Origin of the sequence: Methylobacterium isbiliense, assembly GCF_022179325.1 — a bacterium.
In the GTDB taxonomy this organism is placed as follows: Bacteria; Pseudomonadota; Alphaproteobacteria; order Rhizobiales; family Beijerinckiaceae; genus Methylobacterium; species Methylobacterium isbiliense.
In genome coordinates this window covers 1-23,455 of record NZ_BPQQ01000102.1, presented here as the reverse complement: position 1 = coordinate 23,455, position 23,455 = coordinate 1, and the positions used below count along the sequence as shown (strand labels likewise).

General features: G+C 68.8%; 17 protein-coding genes and 1 tRNA gene. 16 read left to right on the top strand and 2 right to left on the bottom strand.

All coding sequences use genetic code 11. The annotated features are described in order from the left end of the window. The 6 genes from MFF61_RS30725 to rplA all read left to right on the top strand — a co-directional run. The coding region (locus MFF61_RS30725) for an EF-Tu C-terminal domain-related protein (RefSeq protein WP_490390956.1) at nt 1–70 on the top strand (70 nt) is incomplete at its 5' end. Between the two features lie 230 nt (nt 71–300). Continuing rightward, nucleotides 301–377, top strand: a tRNA-Trp gene (locus tag MFF61_RS30720). A gap of 209 nt (nt 378–586) precedes the next feature. Next, entirely contained in the window at nt 587–898 is a 312-nt protein-coding gene (secE, locus tag MFF61_RS30715; RefSeq protein ID WP_238241486.1) for a preprotein translocase subunit SecE, read from the top strand. A 13-nt stretch (nt 899–911) separates the two neighbouring features. Then, on the top strand, nt 912–1,445 hold the full coding sequence (nusG, locus tag MFF61_RS30710; RefSeq protein ID WP_238241485.1) for a transcription termination/antitermination protein NusG: 534 nt from the start codon (nt 912–914) through the stop codon (nt 1,443–1,445). 173 nt (nt 1,446–1,618) lie between these two features. Further along, a complete protein-coding gene (rplK, locus tag MFF61_RS30705; RefSeq protein WP_238241484.1) occupies nt 1,619–2,068 on the top strand; it encodes a 50S ribosomal protein L11 in 450 nt (149 codons plus the stop codon). Nucleotides 2,069–2,080: 12 nt separating this feature from the next. Beyond that, nucleotides 2,081–2,791: a 50S ribosomal protein L1 gene (rplA, locus tag MFF61_RS30700; protein ID WP_238241483.1), complete on the top strand. Its 711-nt coding sequence runs from the start codon at nt 2,081–2,083 to the stop codon at nt 2,789–2,791. Nucleotides 2,792–2,887: 96 nt separating this feature from the next. Here rplA and MFF61_RS30695 read toward each other — a convergent pair whose 3' ends face one another. Next, nucleotides 2,888–3,109 (bottom strand): hypothetical protein, encoded by a 222-nt coding sequence (locus MFF61_RS30695; RefSeq protein WP_238241482.1) that lies wholly within the window; start codon nt 3,107–3,109, stop codon nt 2,888–2,890. Between the two features lie 15 nt (nt 3,110–3,124). Next, a complete protein-coding gene (locus tag MFF61_RS30690) occupies nt 3,125–4,600 on the bottom strand; it encodes a S8 family peptidase (protein WP_238241481.1) in 1,476 nt (491 codons plus the stop codon). Nucleotides 4,601–4,773: 173 nt separating this feature from the next. Between MFF61_RS30690 and MFF61_RS30685 the strand changes: the two genes are divergently transcribed. The 10 genes from MFF61_RS30685 to MFF61_RS30640 form a co-directional block, all read left to right on the top strand. Continuing rightward, nucleotides 4,774–6,405, top strand: a complete 1,632-nt coding sequence (locus MFF61_RS30685) for a B12-binding domain-containing radical SAM protein (protein ID WP_238241480.1) — start codon at nt 4,774–4,776, stop codon at nt 6,403–6,405. 154 nt (nt 6,406–6,559) lie between these two features. Then, the gene (locus MFF61_RS30680; protein WP_238241479.1) at nt 6,560–8,647 is read left to right on the top strand and encodes a methyl-accepting chemotaxis protein; all 2,088 of its coding nucleotides are present in this window, start codon (nt 6,560–6,562) and stop codon (nt 8,645–8,647) included. A 501-nt stretch (nt 8,648–9,148) separates the two neighbouring features. Beyond that, nucleotides 9,149–9,676 carry a 50S ribosomal protein L10 gene (rplJ, locus tag MFF61_RS30675; RefSeq protein WP_238241478.1) on the top strand — a complete coding sequence of 176 codons (528 nt, stop codon included), beginning with the start codon at nt 9,149–9,151 and terminating at the stop codon, nt 9,674–9,676. 54 nt (nt 9,677–9,730) lie between these two features. Continuing rightward, nucleotides 9,731–10,108 carry a 50S ribosomal protein L7/L12 gene (rplL, locus tag MFF61_RS30670; protein ID WP_135416124.1) on the top strand — a complete coding sequence of 126 codons (378 nt, stop codon included), beginning with the start codon at nt 9,731–9,733 and terminating at the stop codon, nt 10,106–10,108. 266 nt (nt 10,109–10,374) lie between these two features. Continuing rightward, on the top strand, nt 10,375–14,499 hold the full coding sequence (gene rpoB, locus MFF61_RS30665; RefSeq protein ID WP_238241477.1) for a DNA-directed RNA polymerase subunit beta: 4,125 nt from the start codon (nt 10,375–10,377) through the stop codon (nt 14,497–14,499). Between the two features lie 178 nt (nt 14,500–14,677). Then, nucleotides 14,678–18,880 (top strand): DNA-directed RNA polymerase subunit beta', encoded by a 4,203-nt coding sequence (rpoC, locus tag MFF61_RS30660; protein WP_238241476.1) that lies wholly within the window; start codon nt 14,678–14,680, stop codon nt 18,878–18,880. Between the two features lie 670 nt (nt 18,881–19,550). Continuing rightward, on the top strand, nt 19,551–19,922 hold the full coding sequence (gene rpsL / locus MFF61_RS30655) for a 30S ribosomal protein S12 (RefSeq protein WP_012330347.1): 372 nt from the start codon (nt 19,551–19,553) through the stop codon (nt 19,920–19,922). A gap of 132 nt (nt 19,923–20,054) precedes the next feature. Beyond that, a complete protein-coding gene (rpsG, locus tag MFF61_RS30650) occupies nt 20,055–20,525 on the top strand; it encodes a 30S ribosomal protein S7 (RefSeq protein ID WP_238241475.1) in 471 nt (156 codons plus the stop codon). Between the two features lie 28 nt (nt 20,526–20,553). Beyond that, nucleotides 20,554–22,632, top strand: a complete 2,079-nt coding sequence (fusA, locus tag MFF61_RS30645) for an elongation factor G (protein WP_238241474.1) — start codon at nt 20,554–20,556, stop codon at nt 22,630–22,632. A 113-nt stretch (nt 22,633–22,745) separates the two neighbouring features. Then, the coding region (locus MFF61_RS30640; protein ID WP_238241473.1) for an elongation factor Tu at nt 22,746–23,455 on the top strand (710 nt) is incomplete at its 3' end.

Below are 23,455 nucleotides of genomic sequence, written 5' to 3'. Positions count from 1 at the left end.
GCTGCGCTTCGCCATCCGCGAAGGCGGGCGCACCGTCGGCGCCGGCGTCGTCGCCTCCATCTCCGAGTAAGCCTGCTCCGAGCAATCCTGCTCCGAGTAATCCTGACGATCGGCGTCCGGGGGCGGTCCCCGGACGCCGCGAGACGAACGGGGCCGGCGCGGCATGCGCCGGCCCCGTTCCGCTGTCCGGGCGCCTCCGGCCCGGCCTGGACGCCTGGCTTGGGCGCTTGGCTTCGGCGACGAAGCCCCTTGCATCCGGCGCCGCCTTGCGGCACAGAGCGTGCGCGCCTCGGCGCCTTGAGGAGTGTAGCTCAACTGGTCAGAGCACCGGTCTCCAAAACCGGGGGTTGGGGGTTCGAGTCCCTCCACTCCTGCCAAGGACCGCCTGCCAAGGCCCCCCTGCCAGCGCCCCCCTCGACCCGAGCCGCTCACCACCCCATCTCAGGCAGGCCGCAGGGCCATCGACAAGCCCGCGCAACTGCGCTAGAGGCATCGCCATCCCAGATCGGACAAGGCGGCGGCGCGGGCTTGGGAAGGGCCAGGCTTCGCGCCCCTGTTGGTTTCGAGCGGCGACGGTACGTCGGACATGGCATCGAACGAAGCGACGAAGAAAGTGGACCTCGGGCGCAATGCGTCGCGCGGCACCCCCGCGCCCCGCGGCGGAGGCGCCGGCGCGCCCACGCCGCCCTCCCGGCCCGCGCCCAAGCGCGTCGGACCGTTCGAGTTCCTGCAGCAGGTCCGGGACGAGGGCCGCAAGGTCACGTGGCCGACCCGCAAGGAGACGCTGATCACCACCCTGATGGTCTTCGTCATGGTGGTGGCGGCCAGCATCTTCTTCGTCGTCGTGGACCAGGTGCTGCGCTACCTCGTCACCCTGGTGCTGGGCATCGGGGCCTGAGGAGTAGAACACCGTGTCGAAGCGTTGGTACATCGTCCACGCCTACTCGAACTTCGAGAACAAGGTCGCGCAGTCGATCAAGGACCAGGCCGCCCAACGCGGCCTGCTCGACAAGTTCGACGAGGTGATGGTCCCGACCGAGAAGGTCGTGGAGGTTCGGCGCGGCCGCAAGGTCGATGCCGAGCGCAAGTTCTTCCCGGGCTACGTGCTGGTGAAGTGCGACCTCACCGACGAGGTCTACCACCTCATCAAGAACACCCCGAAGGTCACGGGCTTCCTCGGGGCCGACAAGTCGAAGCCGGTGCCGATCCCCGACGCCGAGGCCGAGCGCATCAAGGGCCAGGTCCAGGAAGGGACCGAGCGGCCGAAGGCCTCGATCTCCTTCGAGGTGGGCGAGACGGTGCGCGTCGCCGACGGCCCCTTCGCGTCGTTCAACGGCGTCGTCGAGGAAGTCGACGAGAGCCGCTCCCGCCTCAAGGTGGCGGTCTCCATCTTCGGCCGGGCCACTCCGGTCGAACTCGAATACGGTCAGGTCGAGAAGGTCTGATCGTGACGGCGGCGGCGAGGGGCGGAGGAGCCTGACCGCGGGCTCCTCCGCCCCTCGCCGTTCGTCTCCACCCGCGGGAGGCCCGCCCGGTTCGCCGCCGGGAGCACCGGGCCGCACCGCGACCTGCAACCGCCTCGCCCTGAGGGCATGAGGCAACCAACGGGAGCAGTCCCATGGCGAAGAAGATCACGGGCTACGTGAAGCTTCAGGTGCCGGCCGGCGCCGCCAATCCGTCCCCGCCGATCGGCCCCGCGCTCGGTCAGCGCGGCCTCAACATCATGGAATTCTGCAAGGCCTTCAACGCGAAGACCGCGCAGATCGAGAAGGGCACCCCGATCCCGGTGATCATCACCGCGTATCAGGACCGCTCCTTCACCTTCGAGATGAAGCAGCCGCCGGTGTCGTTCTTCCTCAAGAAGGCGGCCGGACTGAAGATCGGCAAGAAGCCGGCCTCCGGCTCGAAGACCCCCGGCAAGGGTGCGCCCGCCGGCCGCGTCTCCGAGGCGCAGATCCGCGAGATCGCCGAGAGGAAGATGCCCGACCTGAACTGCGATTCGGTCGATTCCGCCGTCGCCATGATCCGCGGCTCCGCCCGGGCCATGGGTCTCGAAATCACGGCCTAAGGGGAGGGCAGCATGGCACGTGTAGGCAAGCGCATCCGCGCCGCCCGCGAGGGCATCGACCCGACCAAGGTCTATCCGCTCGCCGACGCGGTGAAGCTCCTGAAGGAGCGGTCCACCGCCAAGTTCGACGAGACCTTCGAGATCTCGATGAATCTCGGCGTCGATCCGCGTCACGCCGACCAGATGGTCCGCGGCGTCTGCAACCTGCCGAACGGCTCCGGCCGCACCGTGCGGGTGGCGGTGTTCGCCCGCGGCGCCAAGGCCGACGAGGCCAAGGCGGCGGGCGCCGACATCGTGGGCGCCGAGGATCTGCTGGAGACCATCCAGGGCGGCACGATCGACTTCGATCGCTGCATCGCCACCCCGGACATGATGCCGCTCGTCGGTCGTCTCGGTAAGGTGCTGGGCCCGCGCGGCCTGATGCCGAACCCGAAGGTCGGCACCGTCACCATGGACGTGAAGGGCGCGGTCGGCGCCGCCAAGGGCGGTGCGGTCGAGTTCCGCGTCGAGAAGGCGGGCATCGTCCACGCCGGCATCGGCAAGATCTCGTTCGACGACCAGAAGATCGTCGAGAACGCCCGCGCCTTCGCGGATGCGGTGGCCCGGGCCAAGCCCACGGGCGCCAAGGGCACCTACATCCAGCGCATCGCGGTCTCCTCCACGATGGGCCCGGGCATCAAGGTCGACCCCGCGAGCGTCCTCGCGGCGCAGACCTCGGCCTGATCGGCGATCCGCTTCGTCCCCACCAGAAGGCCCGCTCCGGACACGGGGCGGGCCTTTTTTCGTGTCTCGGACGACCCGGGAACCGGCGTGGGGCGGTCAGTACAGGGTCATGGTCGAGGACGGAAAGACGCCGGTGATCGCTTTGACGCCCGTGAGCTTGGCATCGAGGTTGGGCGGTCCCTCGACCTCCCAGACGCGCTCGCCCTCGCCGAGCGGTGTGGCGGTCTGCTCGTCCACGACGTGGGCGCCGGCTTGTTCCAGCGCCTTGCCGAGGTTCTGGGCATCCAGTCGGCGCTCGGCCGTCACCAGCCACTTCATGGTCCGACTCCTCGCTCACGCCACCCGGTCGTCCGGCAGCCGCGGCCGCACCCGGCCCGGGATGCGTCCGTCTCCTCGCAGGAGTTGGTAGGCCGCCGCGGCGTTGACCACCCCGCTGCCGGTGAGAAAATCGCGTCCCGGCTGCCCGATGTCCAGGGCACTCTGCATCAGGGCCGTCTTGAGCGCGGCGGGGGTGAGGTCCGCGAAGGCGCTGAGCAGGGCGGCCCCGACGCCGCAGGCGACCGGCGTCGCCGCCGAGGTCCCGTTGTCGTATGGCTGGGCGAGCCCGCCGGGCCGTCCGGGTCCGAAATTGCCGAAGAGATGCGTGTAGGCCGCGATGTCCGGTTTCGCCCGCTCGAACATCCCGGGACCCTGGCTGGAATAGCCCACCCGCTCGTGCCGGCTGTTGACCGCCGCGACGGTGATTACCTCGGCGAGGCTGTTCGAGGCGTGGATCGACCGGCCCGGGCCGATGCCGGAGGGGTGGCATTTGCCGCTCGGGCAGTTCTCCCCGCAATTGCCCGCCGCGAAGAAGCAGGGGATTCCGGCCGCCGCCACCTCGCGCACCTTGCGGTGGACGGGGTGGTTCAGGTTCCAGATCTCATGGTTCGGCATCGTCTCGCGCGGGGGCACGCTCACGAAGCCGTAGCTGTTGTTGGTGAGATGCGGCGTGCCGTCCCGGCGATGCTGGTCCAGCACCGCCTGGAACATGGCGATGGCGCCGCCGGAACTGGGCTGCCCGAGGAAAGGGTAGTCGTACAGGCGAGCGGCCGGCGCGGCGACGAGGATGTCGGCGGCGCACATCGAGCCGTGGCTCGTGATCGCGGCCAGCCCCCAGCGCCGCTCCGTCGTGGTCTCGTGTCCGCCCACGACGGGGTAGAGATGGCTCACCCCCTCGTCGAGGATGCCGACGATCACGTTCTGACCGCGGAATCCGTCCCGCCACAGGGCCTCGACCCCGAGCAGGGTGCGGATCGCCTCGACGGAGACGCCGGGCCGGAACGGGCGGCAATCGGTGCCGCCGGCGCTCGTCGCGAGATCGAGGAGCCCGACGAGCCCCTCATCCGGGGCGGAGCCTTGCGTCAGGGAGAGGCGGCTGTCGGGCCAGACCACCACGTCGGACCGCGATTCCAGCTCGTGAAGTCCCGCGGCCGTGACCTCGCAGAGCAGCACCACCGACGCCACGTTCGCCAGGGGCGGCGAGGCCGCCTTGGGTCCGCCTCGCCGCCGCCGGCCCGATGAGGACGCCGCCGACACGAGGGCGGGCCCGCCCTCGGCGGCATCCAGCGACACGTCCGCGGCCGCCAGGGGAATCGGGCCGAACGCATCCGTCACCTCGATGCCGGTCCCCGGAAGGCCGGCCATCATCGCCTCGGCCAGGGCGAACAGGTCGGCCGAGCTCGCCGGTCGGATGCTGGCGGACGACGCCGACGCCAGCGCAGCCTGTTCGACGGTCGGGACGACCTCGACGAGCACACGAAGCTTGGCCACCGTATCCTCCCTGCGCGGATCCTCTTGGGCCCGAGGATCGCTGACGCAGATGACCGCGGCAATACGGCAGGCGTGGAAGGGAGATTTCCGTACCGGGGCCTCGGCGCGCTCGCGACGGGAAAATCGGCTGCCGGGGGGACGCCGCCCGGCCCTGCTGTGCTAGATTGTGCACCATGCGCAGCACGGTCCCGGTCTCCTCCACGCGACGCATCCTCTGCGTCTTTCCCGCCTACACGCCCTCCTTCGGCACGTTCCAGCACGCCTATCCGCTGATGGGCGGCGTGAAGGCGTTCATGCCGCCGCAGGGATTGCTCCTCATCGCGGCCTACATGCCGGAGCGGTGGGAGGTCCGCTTCGTCGACGAGAACATCCGCAGCGCCGCCGCCGAGGAATTCGCCTGGGCGGACGCGGTGTTCGTCTCCGGCATGCACGTCCAGGCGCCGCAGATCCGCGACATCCAGGTCCGCGCGCAGGCGGCGGGCTGCGTCGCAGTGCTGGGCGGTCCCTCGGTCTCGGGCTCGCCCGAGCAGTATCCGGGCTTCGACTACATCCATATCGGCGAGATCGGCGACGCCACGGACGAGCTGATCCGCCGCCTCGACGCGGACGTCTCCCGCCCGCCCGCCCAGGTGCGGCTGGAGACGCAGGACCGGCTCGGCCTCTCCGACTTCCCCACCCCCGCCTACGGGCAGGTGCCGCTGCGGCGCTACCTCATCGGCTCGCTGCAATTCTCCTCGGGCTGCCCCTACCGCTGCGAGTTCTGCGACATCCCGGCCCTCTACGGCCGCCAGCCGCGGCTGAAGACGCCCGAGCAGCTGCTCGGCGAACTCGACGCCATCGTCGCCCAGCCCGGCCACCCGGCGGTGGTCTACTTCGTCGACGACAACTTCATCGGCAACCGCAAGGCCACCCGGGAGATGCTGCCCCACCTCGTGGACTGGCAGCGGCGAAACGGCTACCCGGTGCAGTTCGCCTGCGAGGCGACGCTGAACATGGCCAAGCAGCCCGAGATCCTCGAGCTGATGCGCCAGGCGAACTTCGTCACGGTGTTCGTGGGGATCGAGACCCCCGAACTCGACGCCCTCAAGGTCATCGACAAGACCCACAACGCCGCCGTGCCGATGCTGGAGGGCATCGCGACCCTGAACTCCTACGGGCTGGAGGTCACCTCGGGCATCATCCTCGGCCTCGACACCGAGACGGCGGAATCCGAGGACAAGCTGCTCGCTTTCATCGACCGGTCGAACGTCCCGGTCCTGACCATGAACCTGCTCCAGGCCCTGCCGCGCACGCCCCTGTGGGACCGGCTCGCGAAGGAGGGGCGGCTCGTGGACGATCCGCACCTCGAATCGAACGTGCGCTTCCTGCGCCCGCACGACGAGGTGGTGGCGAGCTGGCGCCGGGCCATCGCCCACGCCTATTCGCCCGAGCGGCTGTTCGACCGCTTCCGCCACCAGATCGACGTCACCTACGTGAACCGCGTGCGGATCCCCGCCAGGGACCGCCTGACCCGGGACAACCTGCGCCGGGCGCTGGTGCTCGGCTTCAACATCGCGGTGCGGGTGGGGCTGCTCTCGGATTACCGCCGAGCCTTCTGGCGGGCGGCCGGCTACGCCCTGAAGCGCGGACAGATCGAGGCGGTGTTCAACATGGGCTTCGTGTCCCACCACCTGATCCGCTTCACCCGCGAGGCCCTGCGCGGCGAGCAGAACGCGTCGTTCTACGCGACCCGCACCGTCGAACGGTCGACGCGGCGCGGGCAGGGCTGGTGGCGCAAGGGCCGCCCGCACCGCGAGGCGGCGTAGCGGAGCCTTCCCGGCCGCTCCCACGAGACGCAGGCGCGACGACGCGGATGAGTAACCGATCGTCAATGCCCCAAGGGCAACTTGCGCGGGCAATGTGCTTCAAGTGGCCGGATCGGCCGCGATGCGTGGAGCACCGGGTCCGTCGGAGGTAGAGATGCCCATTCGGCATTGGTTGAGCGCCATCCTGATCGCATTCGGTGCGATCGTGTTCGGGCTGTGCGCAGAGAACCTCCGCACCTCCTGGCGGCAATGGAATACCGCCACGCACGTCGCGCGGCTCGCCACCGTGGACCGCCTGCTGCTGCAGGCGCTCGCCAACTTGCGCTTCGAGCGCGGCGCCACGGTCTCGGGGCTGCCGCTCGAACGCGAGCAGGGTGCGGCGAACGCCAAGGACATCGCCGAGCGCCGCGCCGCCGTGAACGGCAGCCTCGACCAGGCGAGGGGTCTGCTTGCGGAGCTGGGCGAGACGGACTTCGCCGCCGTCCTGTCCAGCCTCGACGCCGCATCCTCGGACTGGCAGCGGACCCGCCGCGACGCCGACGCGGCGCTGGCGCAGCCGCTCTCCGCCCGCGACGGGGCGCTCGTCGCGCGCGTCAACGCGACCGGCGGGCGCCTGCTCGACGCGGTCGAGGCGACGATGGGCGCCGTCGAGAGCCTGATCAGCGCCGAGGATCCCTCGCTCACGGCCCCGCTCCTCGCCCGCGCGATGACCTGGGCGGCCCGGAACTTCGCCGGCGCCGAGGTGCTGATCGTCAACGACGTGCTGGCCCAGCGCCGAGCCATCACCTTCCGGGAGCAGATCACCCACGAGGCCAATCGGAAGCAGGCGGAATTCGCCTTCGGCGTCGCGCGCGGCGTCGCCCGGAAATTCGAGGGTTCCCAGCGGATCCGCGAGGCCATGGGCGCCGCCGAGGCGGGCTACTACTCGGCCGCCCACGCGGAGCGCAACGCCAAGCTCATGGAGGCGCTCCTCGATCCGAGCCTGCCCCGGCCCACGCTGCCCGAGTCGCGCCGCGTGACGACGCCCCTTCTCAGCCAGATCGCGGCCGCCGCCACGGCCTTCGTGGAAGAGGTCGATCAGATCGCCGCGGCGAGCGCACGGAATGCCCGCCAGGACTTCGCGGTCTATGCGGGGCTCCTCGCCATGAGCCTCGTCCTCGCGGGGGGCGGGATCCTTCTCGTCACCCGGGCGATCATCCGCCCCCTCTCGGCCATGACCGGCGCCGCGACGCGCCTCGCGGAAGGGGACACGGCGGTCGTCGTGCCCGGCCGCGGCCGCGCCGACGAGATCGGCGCGCTCGCCGGCGCCGTGCAGGTGTTCAAGGAGAACCTGATCCGCACCCGCGCCCTGGAGGAGGAGACGGCCCTGGCGCGGGCGGGCGCGGAGGCGCAGCGCCGCGCCGCCATGCGCGCGATGGCGGATGGCTTCGAGCGGGCGGTGAGCGGGATCGTGCGCACCGTCTCGCACTCGGCCTCCGAACTCCAGGCAACCGCCCAGGCCATGACCGCCGCCGCCTCCCGGACGGCGCTGCAATCCTCCTCGGTCGCCGCCGCCGCCGAGCAGGCCGCCTCGAACGTGGGGACGGTGGCGGCGGCGGCCGAGGAACTCGGTGCCTCCGTGCAGGAGATCGGCCGGCAGGCCGCGGGGTCGAGCGACCTCGCGCGGACGGCGGTGGGAGAGGCCGAGGCCACGGCCGGCCTGGTGCAGGAACTCTCCGGCGCGGCGGCGAAGATCGGCGAGGTCGTGTCGCTCATCACCACGATCGCCGGGCAGACGAACCTGCTCGCGCTCAACGCCACGATCGAGGCGGCGCGGGCCGGGGAGGCGGGCCGCGGCTTCGCGGTGGTGGCCGCCGAGGTGAAGGAACTCGCCACCCAGACCGCACGCGCCACCGAAGACATCTCCGCGCAGGTGGCGCGGATCCAGGCCTCCACCCGCGAGGCGGTGGGGGCGATCGGCGGGATCGGGGGGCGGATCCGCGAGGTCAGCGAGGTGACGACCGGCATCTCGGCCTCGGTGAAGGAGCAGGGCGCGGCGACGCAGGAGATCGTGCACAGCATCGCGCAGGCGGCGACCGGCACGGGCGAGGTGACGCGCAACATCGCGTGCGTCGCCGCGAACGCGGAGGAGACCGGCGCGGCGGCGAGCCATGTGCTCTCGGCGGCCTCGGCCCTGTCGCGGCAATCGGACCACCTGTCGGCCGAGGTCCGGCGCTTCCTCGACACCGTGCGGGCCGCCTGAGGCCCGTGGCGGCCGGGGGAGGGGGCGGTTTCCTCCCTGCGACCGAATTATCCGCACCCGCCCACTTGGCAGGCTGCTTGCACCCCGCTATAGACCGCGCTCCACGTTTCCACCTTTGAAAGGACTCGACCGATCGGTCGTGGCCTGACGAGACGTCCCCGGGCGACCGGGTGACGAATGGCCGGCGGGCTCGAGGGGAACCCTCCTCGCGCCCCGTCCGGCCATGTCCTGTCCGAGACTGCAGGCGCCGGTTCGCTGGCTTAATCGCCAAGCCTGCACAGACGGGGAAGACCGAGTTTTTCCGCCCCGCCTCCCTCGCGGGCGGGCAGGGCGTCGGTTTGAACCATCTCACCCGGTTCGCGCGGCCGCAAGGCCGTCGGTCGGGGACAGGGCCGTGAAGCGTCGCTCGCGCCGCCGCGGTCTTCCAAGGCCCCGGCTCGGCACGGGCGGCATGTGCAACCGGCGGAACCGATCCTGGTTCCGCCAACCGGAGAGAGCCCGGTGGACAGAGCAGCAAAAGCTGATCTCGTCGCGACGCTCAACGGGGTGTTTTCCACCACCTCGCTGGTCGTCGTGGCCCACTACAAGGGCCTCACGGTCGCCGACATGCAGAAGCTGCGCGCGCAGATGAAGCAGGCCGGCGCCACCGTGAAGGTCGCGAAGAACCGTCTCGCCAACATCGCTCTCGACGGCACCGACGTCGCTTCCATCAAGCCCCTCCTGAAGGGCCCGACCCTGCTCGCCTATTCGAGCGATCCGGTCGCGGCCGCGAAGGTGGCGGTGGATTTCGCCAAGGCCAACGACAAGCTCGTGATCCTCGGCGGCGCCATGGGCGCGACGGCCCTGAACCCGGACGGCGTGAAGGCACTCGCCACGCTGCCGTCCCTCGACGAACTGCGCGCCAAGATCGTGGGCCTCGTGCAGGCGCCCGCGACCAAGATCGCCCAGGTCGTCAATGCGCCGGCGGCCAAGCTCGCCCGCGTGTTCGGGGCCTATGCCGACTCAGCGAAGACGGACGAGGCCGCCTGAGGGCGCTTCGCTCACACCCCCATCGTTCAAACCGACAACACGCAGGAACTGGAAATGGCTGATCTTGCCAAGCTCGTCGACGACCTCTCGTCCCTGACCGTCCTCGAGGCGGCCGAACTCGCCAAGATGCTCGAAGAGAAGTGGGGCGTCTCGGCCGCCGCCGCCGTCGCCGTGGCCGCCGGCCCGGCCGCGGGCGCTGCCGCCGCCCCGGTCGAGGAGCAGACCGAGTTCACCGTCGTGCTCGCCGCCGCCGGCGACAAGAAGATCGAGGTCATCAAGGAGGTCCGCGCGATCACCGGCCTCGGCCTCAAGGAGGCCAAGGACCTCGTCGAGGGCGCTCCGAAGCCGGTCAAGGAGGGCGTGTCCAAGGACGACGCCGCCAAGCTCAAGGCCCAGCTCGAGAAGGCCGGCGCCAAGGTCGAGCTCAAGTAAGTCGATGCGGGTCCGTGCGGACCCGCATTTCTACGCTGCGGGTGCCTTCCCGGCATTCGCGAGCCCCCAAGCCCGCGGGTTCTCGCCCGCGGGCTTGGGCCGCTTCGGCGGCCCCCTCGGGATCCGGGGTCGGGATCCCCATATAGGTTCGTTCGGGTTTGAAGGAACGCCGGCCCCGCGGCGCTCCGGCCCAGGGACGGTCGATGCGGACAGGTCCGCGTCCCGCCGGGCCCCGATGATGCGGTGGATGAGGAGCGAGGTCACCTATGGCCAACACGCTGGTCGGTCGCAAGCGCATTCGCAAGTTCTTCGGCAAGATCCGGGAAGTCGCCGAGATGCCGAACCTCATCGAGGTCCAGAAGGCGTCCTACGACCAGTTCCTGATGGTGGACGAGCCCGAGGGCGGGCGGGCCGATGAGGGTCTGCAATCCGTCTTCAAGTCCGTCTTCCCGATCTCCGACTTCTCCTCGACCGCGCTGCTCGAGTTCGTCAAGTACACGTTCGAGGCGCCGAAGTACGACGTCGACGAGTGCCGCCAGCGCGGCATCACCTTCGCCGCCCCGCTCAAGGTGACGCTGCGGCTGATCGTGTTCGACGTCGATCCGGATACGGGCGCCAAGTCTGTCAAGGACATCAAGGAGCAGGACGTCTACATGGGCGATATGCCCCTGATGACGGAGAACGGCACCTTCATCGTCAACGGCACCGAGCGCGTGATCGTCTCGCAGATGCACCGCTCGCCGGGCGTGTTCTTCGACCACGACAAGGGCAAGACCCATTCCTCGGGCAAGCTGCTGTTTGCCGCGCGCATCATCCCCTACCGGGGCTCCTGGCTCGACGTCGAGTTCGACGCCAAGGACATCGTGCACGCGCGCATCGACCGCAAGCGCAAGATCCCGGTGACCTCGCTGCTGTTCGCGCTCGGGCTCGACGGCGAGGAGATCCTCTCGACCTTCTACAACCGCGTCAGCTATGTGCGTGACGGGCGCGACTGGCGCGTGCCCTACGACGCCGAGCGCCTCAAGGGCTACAAGGCCTCCACCGACCTCATCGACGCCGATTCGGGCGAGGTGGTGCTGGAGGCCGGCAAGAAGCTGACCGCGCGCACCGCCCGGCAGATCGCCGAGAAGGGCGTCAAGGCCCTGCGCGCCACCGACGAGGACCTGCTCGGCCAGTACATCGCCGAGGACATGGTCAACTACAAGACCGGCGAGATCTATGCCGAGGCCGGCGACGAGATCACCGACAAGCTCCTCAAGGGCCTGACCGACGTCGGCACCGAGGAGATCCCGGTGCTCGACATCGACCACGTCAATGTCGGCCCCTACATCCGCAACACCCTGGCGGTGGACAAGAACTCGGCCCGCGAGGGCGCGCTGTTCGACATCTACCGGGTGATGCGCCCGGGCGAGCCGCCGACCCTCGACACCGCCGAGGCGATGTTCCACTCGCTGTTCTTCGACCCCGAGCGCTACGACCTCTCGGCGGTCGGGCGCGTGAAGATGAACATGCGCCTCGACCTCGACGCGGCCGACACGGTGCGGACGCTGCGGCGCGAGGACATGCTCGCGGTGGTCAAGGCGCTCGTCGACCTGCGCGACGGCAAGGGCGAGATCGACGACATCGACCACCTCGGCAACCGCCGGGTGCGCTCGGTGGGCGAGCTGATGGAGAACCAGTACCGGCTGGGCCTGCTGCGCATGGAGCGCGCCATCAAGGAGCGGATGTCGTCCGTCGACATCGACACCGTGATGCCGCAGGACCTGATCAACGCCAAGCCTGCGGCGGCGGCGGTGCGCGAGTTCTTCGGCTCCTCGCAGCTCTCGCAGTTCATGGACCAGACCAACCCGCTCTCCGAGGTGACGCACAAGCGGCGTCTCTCAGCGCTCGGGCCGGGCGGTCTCACCCGCGAGCGCGCCGGGTTCGAGGTGCGCGACGTGCACCCGACCCATTACGGCCGCATCTGCCCGATCGAGACGCCGGAAGGCCCGAACATCGGCCTCATCAACTCGCTCGCCACCTTCGCGCGGGTGAACAAGTACGGCTTCATCGAGACCCCGTTCCGCCGCGTGAAGAACGGCGTCGTGACCGACGAGGTGGTCTACCTCTCGGCCATGGAGGAGGCGAAGTACTACGTGGCGCAGGCGAGCGCCGCGATGGATGCCGAGCGCCGCCTGACCGAGGATCTCGTGGTCTGCCGCCGCGCGGGCGAGGTGATCGTGGTCGCCCCCGACCGCGTCGACCTGATGGACGTGTCGCCCAAGCAGCTCGTGTCGGTCGCTGCGGCGCTGATCCCGTTCCTGGAGAACGACGACGCCAACCGGGCCCTCATGGGCTCGAACATGCAGCGCCAGGCGGTGCCGCTCGTCCGCGCCGACGCGCCCTTCGTCGGCACCGGCATGGAGGCGGTGGTCGCCCGCGATTCCGGCGCGGCCATCGCGGCGCGGCGCGCGGGCGTGATCGATCAGGTGGACGCCACCCGCATCGTCGTGCGCGCCACCGAGGAGACCGACCCGACCCGGCCGGGCGTCGACATCTACCGGCTGCAGAAGTTCCAGCGCTCCAACCAGTCGACCTGCATCACGCAGAAGCCGCTGGTGAGGGTGGGCGAGGTCGTGAAGAAGGGCGACATCATCGCCGACGGTCCCTCGACCGAATTCGGCGAGCTGGCGCTCGGCCGCAACGTGCTCGTCGCGTTCATGCCGTGGAACGGCTACAACTTCGAGGACTCGATCCTGCTCTCCGAGCGGATCGTGAAGGATGACGTGTTCACCTCGATCCACATCGAGGAATTCGAGGTGATGGCCCGCGACACCAAGCTCGGGCCGGAGGAGATCACCCGCGACATCCCGAACGTCTCCGAGGAGGCGCTCAAGAACCTCGACGAGGCCGGCATCGTCTACATCGGCGCCGAGGTGCACGCGGGCGACATCCTGGTCGGCAAGATCACGCCGAAGGGCGAGAGCCCGATGACGCCGGAGGAGAAGCTGCTCCGCGCCATCTTCGGCGAGAAGGCGTCCGACGTGCGCGACACGTCCCTGCGCGTGCCCCCCGGTGTCACGGGCACGATCGTCGAGGTCCGGGTGTTCAACCGCCACGGCGTCGACAAGGACGAGCGCGCCCAGGCCATCGAGCGCGAGGAGATCGAGCGCCTCGCCAAGGACCGGGACGACGAGCAGGCGATCCTCGACCGCAACACCTACGCGCGTCTCGCCGGCGTGCTGGTGGGGCAGGCGCCGGTCGCCGGGCCGAAGGGGTTCAAGAAGGACACGACCCTCACCCGCGAGAACCTCACCGACTACCCCCGCTCGCAATGGTGGCAGTTCGCGGTCATCGACGATCGTCTGATGACCGAGATCGAGGCGATGCAGAAGCAGTACGACGAGTCGAAGAAGCGCCTGGAGCAGCGCTTCCTCGACAAGGTCGAGAAGCTGCAGCGCGGCGACGAGCTGCCCCCCGGCGTCATGAAGATGGTCAAGGTCTTCGTGGCGGTGAAGCGCAAGATCCAGCCCGGCGACAAGATGGCGGGCCGCCACGGCAACAAGGGCGTGGTGTCCCGGATCGTGCCGATCGAGGACATGCCGTTCCTGGAGGACGGCACGCATGCCGACATCGTGCTCAACCCGCTCGGCGTGCCGAGCCGCATGAATGTCGGCCAGATCCTCGAGACGCATCTCGGCTGGGCGGCGGCCGGACTCGGGCGCCAAGTGTCGCAGGCGGTTGACGCCTATCTGCGCACGCACGATGTCAGCCCGCTGCGCGAGCAGATGGCCAGGATCTACAGCCCGTCCGAACTCGACGGCCTGACGGACCAGGATCTGGCGGAGGTCGGCAACAACCTGCGCCGCGGCGTGCCGATGGCGACCCCTGTCTTCAACGGCGCCAAGGAGGCCGACATCGAGGCGATGCTGGAGATGGCCGGGCTCGACCGTTCGGGGCAGTCGACGCTCTACGACGGGCGCACCGGCGAGCCCTTCGACCGCAAGGTCACGGTGGGCTACATCTACATGCTCAAGCTGCACCACCTCGTGGACGACAAGATCCACGCCCGGTCGATCGGTCCCTACTCGCTCGTCACCCAGCAGCCGCTGGGCGGCAAGGCGCAGTTCGGCGGCCAGCGCTTCGGCGAGATGGAGGTGTGGGCGCTCGAAGCCTACGGCGCCGCCTACACCCTGCAGGAGATGCTCACCGTCAAGTCGGACGACGTCGCCGGCCGCACCAAGGTCTACGAGGCCATCGTGCGCGGGGACGACACCTTCGAGGCGGGCATCCCGGAGAGCTTCAACGTGCTCGTGAAGGAGATGCGCTCGCTCGGCCTCAACGTCGAGCTGATCTCCTCCAAGCGGGCCGCCAACGACCAGCTCGAAGCGCCGCCGGAGGCGGCGGAGTAGGGGAGATCCCCTCGACCATCCTCTGACGACGCGCCGCGGGACCACCGTCCCGCGGCGGCGGACGGATTTCGAATGAAGGGGAGGGCGCCGCGTCGCGACGGCTCCGACCCCGGCCCGATGACCAGCACGGCGGCTGCCCACCGGCCCACGGGGCGCCCCGTCAGCTCAGGAGCAGATCATGAACCAAGAGGTCATGAATCTTTTCAACCAGCAGGCTCAGCCTCAGAGCTTCGACCAGATCAAGATCTCGATCTCGTCGCCTGAGAAAATCCTGTCCTGGTCCTACGGCGAAATCAAGAAGCCCGAGACGATCAATTACCGTACGTTCAAGCCTGAGCGTGACGGCCTGTTCTGCGCGCGGATCTTCGGACCGATCAAGGATTACGAGTGCTTGTGCGGTAAGTACAAGCGCATGAAGTACAAGGGCGTGATCTGCGAGAAGTGCGGCGTCGAGGTGACGCTCGCGCGCGTGCGGCGCGACCGCATGGGCCACATCGAGCTCGCCGCGCCCGTCGCCCACATCTGGTTCCTGAAGTCCCTGCCGAGCCGGATCGGCCTCCTGCTCGACATGGCGCTCAAGGACCTCGAGCGCATCCTCTACTTCGAATCCTACGTCGTCATCGAGCCGGGCCTCACCCCCCTCAAGGAGCGTCAGCTCCTGTCGGAGGAAGAGTACCTGCGCGCGCAGGAGGAGTACGGCGAGGATTCGTTCACCGCGATGATCGGCGCCGAGGCCATCCGGCGCATCCTCCAGGACCTCAACCTGGACAAGATCGCGGCCGACCTGCGCCAGGAGATCGCCACCACCACCTCCGACCTGAAGCCCAAGAAGCTGCTCAAGCGCCTCAAGATCATCGAGGCGTTTCAGCTCTCGGGCAACAAGCCGGAATGGATGATCCTGACGGTCGTCCCCGTCATCCCGCCGGACCTGCGCCCGCTGGTGCCCCTCGACGGCGGCCGCTTCGCGACCTCCGACCTCAACGACCTCTACCGGCGCGTCATCAACCGCAACAACCGCCTCAAGCGGCTGATCGAGCTGCGCGCGCCCGACATCATCATCCGCAACGAGAAGCGGATGCTGCAGGAGGCGGTCGACGCGCTGTTCGACAACGGCCGGCGCGGCCGCGTCATCACGGGCGCCAACAAGCGCCCGCTGAAGTCGCTCGCCGACATGCTGAAGGGCAAGCAGGGCCGGTTCCGCCAGAACCTGCTCGGCAAGCGCGTCGACTATTCGGGCCGCTCGGTCATCGTGGTCGGCCCCGAGCTGAAGCTGCACCAGTGCGGGCTGCCCAAGAAGATGGCGCTCGAACTGTTCAAGCCGTTCATCTACGCGCGCCTCGACGCCAAGGGCTTCTCGGCGACGGTGAAGCAGGCCAAGAAGCTGGTCGAGAAGGAGAAGCCGGAGGTCTGGGACATCCTCGACGAGGTGATCCGCGAGCACCCCGTCATGCTCAACCGGGCGCCGACGCTGCACCGGCTCGGCATCCAGGCCTTCGAGCCGAAGCTGATCGAGGGCAAGGCGATCCAGCTGCACCCGCTGGTCTGCGCCGCCTTCAACGCCGACTTCGACGGCGACCAGATGGCCGTGCACGTCCCGCTGTCGCTCGAAGCGCAGCTGGAAGCGCGCGTGCTGATGATGTCGACCAACAACATCCTGCACCCGGCGAACGGCGCGCCGATCATCGTGCCCTCGCAGGACATCGTGCTCGGGCTCTACTACCTGTCCATCGTCGCCGACGGTGCGCCGGGCGAGTACAAGGCCAACAACCCGCAGAACCCGATGCAGGGCGTCTACGGCAATTTCGGCGAGCTGGAGCACGCGCTGGCCTCGCGGGCGGTGACGCTGCACTCGAAGATCAAGTGGCGCTGGAAAGGCCTCGGCCCCGACGGCGAGGAGGTCACGCGCACCTACGACACCACGCCGGGCCGCGTGATCCTCTCGAACGTGCTGCCGCGCCACCCCAAGGTCCCCTTCGACGTCGTCAACAAGCTGATGACCAAGAAGGAGATCTCGGCGATGATCGACACTGTCTACCGCCATTGCGGTCAGAAGGAGTCGGTGATCTTCTGCGACCGCATCATGGGTCTGGGCTTCAGCCACGCGTTCAAGGCCGGCATCTCGTTCGGCAAGGACGACATGGTGGTGCCGGAGAACAAGTGGTCGATCGTCGACGAGACCCGCGCGCTGGTGAAGGACTACGAGCAGCAGTACCAGGACGGCCTGATCACTCAGGGTGAGAAGTACAACAAGGTCGTGGATGCCTGGGCGAAGTGCTCGGACCGGCTGGCCAGCGAGATGATGAACCGCATCTCGTCGGTGCAGAAGGACGAGAAGGGCGCCGACCGCCAGGTCAACTCGATCTACATGATGAGCCACTCGGGCGCCCGCGGCTCGCCGGCGCAGATGAAGCAGCTCGCGGCGATGCGCGGCCTGATGGCCAAGCCCTCGGGCGAGATCATCGAGAGCCCGATCATCTCGAACTTCAAGGAGGGCCTCGACGTTCTCGAGTACTTCAACTCGACCCACGGCGCCCGCAAGGGTCTGGCGGACACGGCGCTCAAGACGGCGAATTCGGGCTACCTGACCCGCCGCCTCGTCGACGTGGCCCAGGACGCGGTCATCCGCGAGGTCGATTGCGGCACCGAGAGCGGCATCCGCATGCGCGCCATCGTGGATGCCGGACAGGTCGTGGCCTCGCTCGCGAGCCGCATCCTCGGTCGCGCCACGGCCGAGGACCTGACCGCAGCGGACGGCTCGCTCATCGTGGCCAAGGGCACGACGATCGAGGAGCGCCACCTGGAGCCGATCACCAAGGCCGGCATCCAGGAGGTGAAGATCCGCTCGGTGCTGGTCTGCGCCACCAAGAACGGCGTCTGCGCCACCTGCTACGGGCGCGACCTCGCCCGCGGCACGCCCGTCAACCAGGGCGAGGCGGTCGGCGTCATCGCGGCGCAGTCGATCGGTGAGCCGGGCACGCAGCTCACGATGCGCACCTTCCACATCGGCGGTGCGGCCCAGATCGCCGATTCGTCCTTCATCGAGTCGAGCTTCGAGGGCACGGTGCGGATCCGCAACCGCGGCCTCGCCCGCAACTCGGACGGCGACCTGATCGCCATCGGCCGCAACGTGGCCGTGGTGATCGTCGGGCCGGACGGCGCCGAGCGGGCGGTCCACCGCCTGCAATACGGTGCGCGCGTGCGGGTCGACGAGGGCGACACGATCAAGCGCGGCCAGCGCATTGCCGAGTGGGATCCCTACACCCGGCCGATCCTGACCGAGGTGGACGGCATCGTCGCCTACGAGGACTTGATCGACGGCCAGTCGATCACCGAGACCACCGACGAGTCGACCGGCATCGCCAAGCGCGTCGTCATCGACTGGCGGGGCTCGGCGCGCACCGCCGACCTGCGTCCGGCCCTCGCGATCCACGATGCGAGCGGCAAGGTGCAGAAGCTGCCGCGCGGCTCCGACGCCCGGGCGCTCCTGCCCGTGGAGGCGATCATCGGCGTGGATCCGGGCGCCCGGGTCAAGGCCGGCGACATCCTGGCCCGCGTCTCGACCGAGAGCGCCAAGACCCGCGACATCACCGGCGGTCTGCCGCGGGTGGCGGAGCTGTTCGAGGCGCGCCGGCCGAAGGACGCGGCGATCATCGCCGAGAAGTCGGGGACGATCGCGTTCGGGCGGGACTACAAGAACAAGCGCCGCCTGACCCTGACCCCGCACGACGGCTCCGAGCCGGTGGAGTACCTGATCCCGAAGGGCAAGCACATCCACCTGCAGGACGGCGACGTGGTCGAACTCGGCGACTTCATCGTCGACGGCAACCCGGCCCCGCACGACATCCTGGCGATCAAGGGCGTGGAGGAACTCGCGGCCTACCTCGTCAACGAGATCCAGGAGGTCTACCGGCTGCAGGGCGTGTCGATCAACGACAAGCACATCGAGGTGATCGTCCGCCAGATGCTGCAGAAGGTGGAGATCACCGACAGCGGCGATTCCGAGATCCTGACGGGCGACCAGATCGACCGGACGGAGCTGGCCGACATCAACGAGCAGCTGATCGGCGAAGGCAAGAAGCCGGTGCAGGGCGTCCCCGTTCTGCTCGGCATCACCAAGGCCTCGCTGCAGACGCGGTCGTTCATCTCGGCGGCCTCGTTCCAGGAGACCACCCGCGTCCTCACGGAAGCCGCGGTCAACGGCAAGGTCGACCTGCTCGAAGGCCTGAAGGAGAACGTCATCGTCGGCTCGCTCATCCCGGCGGGCACCGGCGCGATGATCGCCGACATCAAGTCGATCGCGCGCCGCCGCGACGACCTGATCATGGCCCAGAAGACCGCCGAGAGCGGCGCGGCCCTGCAGGAGCTGCCCGCCGCCGAGTGAGGGCGGGCGGCCTCCGCCTGACACGAGAACCGGGGCCGGCGTCGCCACGAGGCGGCGCCGGCCTTTTTCATGCCCTCTTCGGAGTGGCGGCACCGATGCGTGTGCGCGAATCCGTTCGTCATCCATCGGCGCGTTGTGCGAAGCGGACACGGCCAAGGTCGAGACGAACCGCCGGGCTGTGCTGGAGCGCCTGCTGTCCGAACGCTTGCGCGACCAGGGCGGCCGCAAGCACAGCACGGTCGGGCACTCGTTCCGCCTTCCCGCCTCCGCGGGGCGCGAGACGATCCTCTTCGACCTCCGAGGTCGGCGCGCGCGGCGGCCAACGGCCCATTAACGCTTGACACCGCCCATCCCAGGGACTAGGACGCGCCCTACTGAACGGCTGGCCGTAGGCGACAGCCGATCGACGTGCCTCTGAGCCTCGATCCACGCCGCCTAAACGCGACCGAACTTCAAACCGACTGACACGTGTCAGACCGGCATGACCGCGGGGGTGCGAGCTCCGGTGGTCCTCTGCTCGCATGGCGCGCCAAAGGCTGATCCGCAGCCTGGGGCGCGATTTGCGTTGCCTGAGGGCGGTCTGCATCGCCTGAGGGACGGGGCGCACGCCGCCCGGACGAGATGAATTTGACGGTCGCCCCGGACGGCGATGCGTTGCGAGAGGAATGGCATGCCGACGATCAACCAGCTGATCGCCAATCCGCGGAAGATCCAGAAGAGCCGCAACAAGGTGCCGGCCCTGGATGCCTGCCCGCAGAAGCGCGGCGTCTGCACCCGCGTCTACACCACGACCCCGAAGAAGCCGAACTCGGCGCTCCGCAAGGTGGCCAAGGTGCGGCTGACCAACGGCTTCGAGGTGATCGGCTACATCCCTGGCGAGGGCCACAACCTGCAGGAGCACTCGGTCGTCATGATCCGCGGCGGTCGCGTGAAGGACCTGCCCGGCGTGCGCTACCACATCCTGCGCGGCGTGCTCGACACCCAGGGCGTCAAGAACCGCAAGCAGCGCCGCTCGAAGTACGGTGCCAAGCGGCCGAAGTAAGCGGGCCAGCCGAACGACGTTTCGACACCACGACCTTTATCGCCTGTCCCGCAAGGATGCCGCCGGCCCACACGCTCAAGGCGGCCTGCGCGGGACGTACCAGACCCTTTTGAGACCTGAACGGAGCGAGCGATGTCCCGCCGCCACAGCGCCGAGAAGCGCGAGATCATCCCGGACGCCAAGTACGGCGACGTCGTCCTGACCAAGTTCATGAACTCGGTCATGTACGAGGGCAAGAAGTCGGTCGCCGAGAGCATCGTGTACGGCGCCTTCGACATCATCGAGAGCCGCGCGCGCGCGAACCCGATCGAGGTCTTCCGGGCCGCGCTCGACAACGTGGCCCCAGCGATCGAGGTGCGCTCGCGGCGCGTCGGCGGCGCCACCTACCAGGTGCCTGTCGAGGTCCGGCACGAGCGGCGCCAGGCGCTCGCCATCCGCTGGCTGATCCAGGCCGCGCGCTCGCGCAACGACCGCACCATGGTCGAGCGCCTGTCGGCCGAGCTGCTCGACGCCGCCAACAACCGCGGCAACGCCGTCAAGAAGCGGGAGGACACGCACCGGATGGCCGAGGCCAACCGCGCCTTCTCGCACTACCGCTGGTAAAGCGGCCCACAGCTTCAGGAGCCCCCCGATGCCCCGCACGCACGCGATCGAGGACTACCGCAACTTCGGCATCATGGCCCACATCGATGCCGGCAAGACCACGACGACCGAGCGGATCCTCTACTACACCGGCAAGTCCCATAAGATCGGCGAGGTCCATGAGGGCGCCGCCACCATGGACTGGATGGAGCAGGAGCAGGAGCGTGGCATCACGATCACCTCGGCTGCGACCACCTGCTTCTGGCGCGACAAGCGCCTGAACATCATCGACACCCCCGGCCACGTCGACTTCACCATCGAGGTGGAGCGCTCGCTGCGCGTGCTCGACGGCGCGGTATGCGTGCTCGACGGCAACCAGGGCGTCGAGCCGCAGACCGAGACCGTGTGGCGTCAGGCCGACAAGTACGACGTGCCGCGCGTCGTGTTTGTCAACAAGATGGACAAGATCGGCGCCGACTTCTTCAAGTGCGTGGCCGACATCATCGACCGCGTCGCCGGCAAGCCGGTTTGCCTGCAGCTGCCGATCGGCTCCGAGTCGAACTTCAAGGGCGTGATCGACCTCATCAAGATGAAGGCCATCGTCTGGTCGGGTGAGGCGCTCGGCGCCAACTTCTCCGAGGAGGAGATCCCGGCCGACCTCGCCGACCAGGCCGCGGAGTACCGCACCAAGCTGGTCGAGGCCTGCGTCGAGATGGACGACGACGCCATGACCGCCTACCTCGACGGCACCGAGCCGGATGAGGCGACGATGCGCCGGCTCGTGCGCACCGCCGTGCAGCGGCGCGCTTTCCACCCGGTCCTGTGCGGCTCGGCGTTCAAGAACAAGGGCGTGCAGCCGCTCCTCGACGCGGTCGTCGACTACCTGCCCTCGCCCGCCGATCGCGGCGAGATCAAGGGCATCGACTTCAAGACCGAGGAAGAGGTGGTGCGCCGCCCGTCGGACACCGACCCCTTCGCCATGCTCGCCTTCAAGATCATGGACGACCCCCACGTCGGCACGATCACCTTCTGCCGCGTCTACTCGGGCAAGGTCGAGTCGGGCGCCAACGTCATCAACTCGACCCGCGACAAGAAGGAGCGGGTGGGACGGATGCTGCTGATGCACGCCAACAACCGCGAGGACATCAAGGAAGCCTTCGCGGGCGACATCGTGGCGCTCGCCGGCCTGAAGGACACCCGCACCGGCGACACCCTCTGCGACCCGCAGAAGGCCGTGATCCTCGAGAAGATGGAGTTTCCTGAGCCGGTCATCGAGATCGCCGTCGAGCCGAAGTCGAAGGCCGATCAGGAGAAGCTCGGCATCGCGCTCTCGAAGCTCGCCGCCGAGGACCCGTCCTTCCGCGTCTCCACCGACCAGGAATCGGGCCAGACCATCCTGAAGGGGATGGGCGAGCTCCACCTCGACATCAAGGTCGACATCCTGAAGCGCACCTACAAGGTCGAGGCCAATATCGGCCAGCCGCAGGTGGCGTACCGGGAGAAGCTGACCCGCCGCACCGAGATCGACTACACCCACAAGAAGCAGACCGGCGGCACCGGTCAGTTCGCGCGGGTGAAGCTCGTCGTCGAGCCGAACGAGCCGGGCGCGGGCTACGCGTTCGAGTCGAAGATCGTCGGCGGCGCGGTGCCCAAGGAGTACATCCCGGGCGTCGAGAAGGGCCTCAACAGCGTGATGACCGCCGGCATCCTGGCGGGCTTCCCGGTGGTCGACATCAAGGTGGAGCTGATCGACGGCGCCTACCACGAGGTCGACTCCTCGGCGCTCGCCTTCGAGATCGCCTCGCGGGCGGCGTTGCGCGAGGCGCTGCAGAAGGGCGGCTCGGTCCTGCTCGAGCCGGTGATGAAGGTCGAGGTCGTGACCCCGGAGGACTATACCGGTTCGGTCATCGGCGACCTGAATTCCCGGCGCGGCCAGATCCAGGGCCAGGACATGCGCGGCAACGCCAACGTCATCAACGCGATGGTGCCGCTCGCCAACATGTTCGGCTACGTGAACCAACTCCGCTCCTTCACCCAGGGGCGCGCGAACTTCACGATGCAGTTCGACCACTACGAGGAGGTTCCGCGCGGCGAGGCCGAGAAGGTCGTCGCCAAGTACGCGGGCTGAGGCACCCCCCTTCGATGGATCCGGCCCGTCCGGGTCCCGCATCCGCGGCGCCGTCCTCCGGACCGGGCGCCGCGCACCACCCCTGAATTCTCGAAGATCGACGGAGTTTGGCGATGGCCAAGGAAAAGTTTTCGCGGACGAAGCCGCACTGCAACATCGGGACGATCGGGCACGTTGACCACGGCAAGACGTCGCTGACGGCGGCGATCACGAAGGTTCTGGCGGAGACGGGCGGGGCCACGTTCACGGCCTACGACCAGATCGACAAGGCGCCGGAGGAGAAGGCGCGCGGGATCACGATCTCGACCGCCCACGTCGAGTACGAGACCCAGAACCGGCACTACGCCCACGTCGACTGCCCCGGCCACGCCGACTACGTCAAGAACATGATCACGGGGGCCGCCCAGATGGACGGGGCGATCCTGGTGGTCTCGGCGGCCGACGGCCCGATGCCGCAGACCCGCGAGCACATCCTGCTCGCCCGCCAAGTCGGCGTGCCGGCGCTCGTGGTGTTCATGAACAAGGTCGACATGGTCGACGATCCGGAGCTCCTGGACCTCGTCGAGCTCGAGGTGCGCGAGCTGCTCTCGAAGTACGACTTCCCGGGCGACGACATCCCGATCACCAAGGGCTCGGCCCTGTGCGCGCTGGAGAACCGCGAGCCGAAGATCGGGCACGACGCGATCCTCGAGCTGATGGGGCACGTGGATGCCTACATCCCGCAGCCGGAGCGGCCGATCGACCTGCCGTTCCTGATGCCGATCGAGGACGTGTTCTCGATCTCGGGGCGCGGCACGGTGGTGACGGGGCGCGTGGAGCGCGG